Raw genomic sequence first — 930 nt, 5'->3', positions numbered from 1 at the left:
TGAATCGCCCCTGGTTCCCTAGACACTCTCCAAGCTCAGGAAATAGCGTTTCTCATACTCTACTGGCGATAACTGCATAGCACTGCCGTGCCGGCGTTTAGGGTTATAAAACATCTCGATGTAATCGAAAATATCACTCCGGGCTTCTTCGCGTGTTCCGTAGATCTTTCGTCGGATTCGCTCCCGCTTTAACAGCTGGAAAAAGCTCTCTGCAACGGCATTGTCGTGGCAGTTTCCTCGCCGGCTCATACTGCTGACCACATTGTTAGCCTTCAGGAAGCTTTGCCAGTCTGAGCTGCTGAACTGACTACCTTGATCTGAGTGAATCATCACTTCTTGCTTCGGTTTACGCCGCCACACCGCCATCAGCATGGCGTCGATAGCCAGGTCGCTGCTCATCCTGGGCTTCATTGACCAACCGATCACTTGGCGAGAAAACAGATCCAGCACTACTGCCAAGTACAGCCACCCTTCGTAGGTGCGGATGTACGTGATATCTGTCACCCAGACCTTGTTCGGTTCATTGACCTTGAACTGCCGGGCAAGGTGATTGGGTGAGGCCACCGTGGGCTTTCCGCCATAAAACCCTGGGCGACGGCGATAGCCCGTTTGCGAACGTAGCCCCTCTGCCTGCATCAAGCGACCGACTCGGTTTCGACCGCATGTCTCTCCCAGCTCTCGCAGGTCATCGTGAATTTTACGATAGCCGTAGACGCCTCCGCTTTCTAACCAAGCATGTTTGATCAAGCCGAGTAGGCGTTGATCTTCTTTTTCTCGGGCAGATTGGGGCTCAGCCAGCCAAGCGTAGTAGCCGCTGGGATGCACTTTGAGGGTTTGGCAAAGGCGCCGCACTGGGTAATCAGTCGAGTGCTTCTTGATGAAGGCGTACTTCAGCCGCACTCCTTGGCAAAGTACGCGGCGGCCTTTTTT

The 930-nt window shown here is 53.8% G+C and carries 1 protein-coding gene; it reads right to left on the bottom strand.

The annotated features are described in order from the left end of the window. Positions 1–18: 18 nt before the first annotated feature. Positions 19–930 (bottom strand): IS3 family transposase (locus CYD26_RS24755; RefSeq protein WP_102053917.1); only part of this gene is annotated, 912 nt, incomplete at its 5' end.

The organism is Pseudomonas sp. FFUP_PS_473 (assembly GCF_002858665.1).
GTDB classification, from domain to species: domain Bacteria; phylum Pseudomonadota; class Gammaproteobacteria; order Pseudomonadales; family Pseudomonadaceae; genus Aquipseudomonas; species Aquipseudomonas defluvii.
This window is presented reverse-complemented; position numbering and strand designations above follow the sequence as displayed.